Raw genomic sequence first — 2,793 nt, 5'->3', positions numbered from 1 at the left:
AGTGGACGATCCTGCACGAGACCTACGAAGGACTCGGCCACCGAGTCGATCTCCTCGAGCCCGTGCCCGGCCTGCCGGACATGGTGTTCGCGGCCAACGGAGCTCTGGCCATTGAGGACCGCGCACTTGGAGCACGATTCCGCGAACCGGTACGGGCCCGTGAGGCACCAGCGCACCGGCGTATGCTCGCCGCCCACGGCATCCGCGTCCGGCTGCCTCGAGCCATCAATGAAGGGGAGGGGGACTTCGCCTGGACCGGCCGGCACATCATCGCCGGTAGCGGCTTCCGATCCAGCCCGGAGGCACACCTCGAACTCATGGAGACGTTCAGGGTCCCCATCATCCCGCTTGAGCTCGTCGACCCCCGCTTCTACCACCTGGACACCGCACTCACCGTCATCAACAGCGAGACCATCGCGTATTACCCGCCGGCGTTCTCACCGTCCAGCCGGCGACGGCTCGCCGATTGCTATCCCGACGCGATCATCGCCGAAGATGCAGACGCACGCGTGCTCGGCCTGAACGCGGTCAGCGACGGCTTGCACGTCGTTCTGGCGGCCCAGGCGGAAAAGCTGTGCGCACGCATCGCCGAAGCCGGTTTCACGCCGGTTCCGGTCGACGTTTCCGAGCTTTTGAAAGGCGGAGGCGGCGTCAAATGCGCCACCCTGGAAATACACAGGCGTTCGGAGCCCGTAGTCGCACCACAAGGGCAGCAGGCCGGTGAGCAGACCAACATTCGAAGGAGTTCGATATGACCATCGACACCAACCGCACAGACGAACTGGTCTCGCTCACCGAGAGCAGCACCGCGCATAACTACCATCCCCTGCCCGTGGTCATCACCGAGGGCGAAGGTGCATGGGTCACTGATGTCGAAGGCCGTCGCTACCTCGACTGTCTCGCCGCCTACTCGGCGGTGAACTTCGGACACCGCAACCCCGAGATCGTCGATGCCGTCCGGGCCCAGCTCGACCGCATCACGCTGACCAGCCGGGCATTCCACCACGATGTCCTCGGCCCGTTCGCCCGTGAGCTCGCCGACCTCGCGGGCAAGGACCTGGTCCTGCCGATGAACACCGGCGCGGAGGCCGTCGAGACCGCGGTGAAGGTCGCCCGCAAATGGGGCTACGAGGTCAAAGGAGTCCCAGAGGACTCCGCGACGATCGTCGTCGCGGACGGCAACTTCCACGGCCGCACCATCAGCATCGTCAGTTTCTCCACCGACCCTGTGGCACGCACCCACTTCGGCCCGTTCACGCCCGGGTTCACTGTCGTGCCGTACGGCGACGCGCCGTCGCTCGCGGATGCCATCGACGAGACCACGGTGGCCGTCCTCATCGAGCCGATCCAGGGTGAAGCCGGCGTACTCGTCCCGCCCGAGGGCTACCTGTCTCAAGTCCGGCAGCTGTGCGACGCACGACAGCTGTTGTTCATCGCCGACGAGATCCAGTCCGGGCTCGGCCGCACCGGCGCCACGTTCGCCTGCGATCACGAGGATGTCGTCCCCGATCTCTATTTGCTGGGAAAGGCCCTGGGCGGCGGAGTCGTCCCGGTGTCGGCCGTCGTCGGGAACGAGGACGTACTCGGCGTCATCCATCCCGGCGAGCACGGCAGCACGTTCGGAGGCAACCCGCTGGCATGTGCTGCCGGGCGCGCCGTCGTCGGCATGCTCCGCACCGGAGAATGGCAGCGCAGGGCCACATCACTCGGTGCGCAGCTCATGGAACGGCTGGAGCCACTGGTGGGCCACGGACTGCACGCCGTACGCGGGCGCGGGCTCTGGGCCGGCGTCGACATCGATCCTGGTCTGATGACCGGCCGCGAAGCATGTGAAGCGCTGCTCGCGGAGGGAGTTCTTGTCAAAGACACCCACGGTTCCACGATCCGGCTCGCTCCCCCGCTCGTCGTCGAGCCGGAGGAGATCGATCTCGCCGTTGACGCGCTGGCTCGTGTGCTTGCCGCGGGCAAGCGCTGAATTCCGCCCGCCCGACCCGTTGTGTCGTTCGACACAGCGGGTCGGCTGACGCACACCTTGAGCGAGGAGTAACGTAATGGTGTGGCCAAACAATCGAAGAAAGACGTCGCGGTATTCAAAGTGAACCCGACGGTATGGGCACAAGCTCTAGAGCTTGCTGAAGGCGATGGCCGGCGTATCGAGATTCGCGGAGAATTCGATGTCGTCGTTCACAACGATCCTCTCCCGCCGAACAAGCGCACACAATTCGCCACGGCAACCGACTGAGGACTTCTGCGCCGTGCCGAACGAGTGGGTTAGCGCTCGCTAAGAGGACGTACGGAACGTTCACACCCACCCGGCATCGTGTGCGAGCATGGCCGCCTGTACCCGGTTCGTCATGCCGAGCTTGCTCAAGATCCTGCTGACGTGTGCCTTCACCGTCGCCTCTCGCATGTCCAGGATCCGCCCGGTCTCCGCGTTGGACATTCCCCGGGCCACGGCCACCAGCACCGCCCGCTCTCGCTCGCTCAACGCCTCCAGCCTTTTCGCTGCCGCCTCGCCGTCCTGGGCCGCAGCCGCAGAGAACCGTTCCAATAGCCGCTTGGTAACGCTGGGTGCCAGCAGAGCGTCACCATTGTGAATGGTCCGGACTGCGGCGATCAGATCACGAGGCGGCGTGTCCTTGAGCAGGAAGCCCACCGCCCCTGCCTGTAGGGCCTTGTGCACGTATTCGTCGAGGTCGAACGTCGTCAGCATGATCACTTTGGGTGGCTGCGGCAAGGCCATCAGCTCGGTGGCAGCACTCAGTCCGTCGACACCCGACATCCGGATGTCAA

Annotated in this window: 4 protein-coding genes; 3 read left to right on the top strand and 1 reads right to left on the bottom strand. The window is 65.2% G+C overall.

Annotated features, from left to right (window positions below; translation table 11 throughout):
* The 3 genes from ddaH to ELR45_RS14255 all read left to right on the top strand — a co-directional run.
* The coding region (gene ddaH, locus ELR45_RS14265; RefSeq protein ID WP_240759709.1) for a dimethylargininase at positions 1-755 on the top strand (755 nt) is incomplete at its 5' end.
* On the top strand, positions 752-1,975 hold the full coding sequence (rocD, locus tag ELR45_RS14260) for an ornithine--oxo-acid transaminase (protein ID WP_129666995.1): 1,224 nt from the start codon (positions 752-754) through the stop codon (positions 1,973-1,975). The genes ddaH and rocD, both read left to right, overlap by 4 nt.
* Before the next feature lie 81 nt (positions 1,976-2,056).
* Positions 2,057-2,242 (top strand): hypothetical protein, encoded by a 186-nt coding sequence (locus ELR45_RS14255; protein WP_129666994.1) that lies wholly within the window; start codon positions 2,057-2,059, stop codon positions 2,240-2,242.
* A gap of 60 nt (positions 2,243-2,302) precedes the next feature.
* On the opposite strand, the gene ELR45_RS14250 is transcribed toward ELR45_RS14255, so the two are convergent.
* On the bottom strand, positions 2,303-2,793 hold a 491-nt coding region (locus ELR45_RS14250), incomplete at its 5' end, for a LuxR C-terminal-related transcriptional regulator (protein ID WP_240759707.1).

It is taken from the genome of Phytoactinopolyspora endophytica, assembly GCF_004138495.1.
Lineage (GTDB): Bacteria > Actinomycetota > Actinomycetes > Jiangellales > Jiangellaceae > Phytoactinopolyspora > Phytoactinopolyspora endophytica.
The sequence above is the reverse complement of the archived record's forward strand: the minus strand, read 5'-3'. Positions and strand labels throughout refer to the sequence as shown.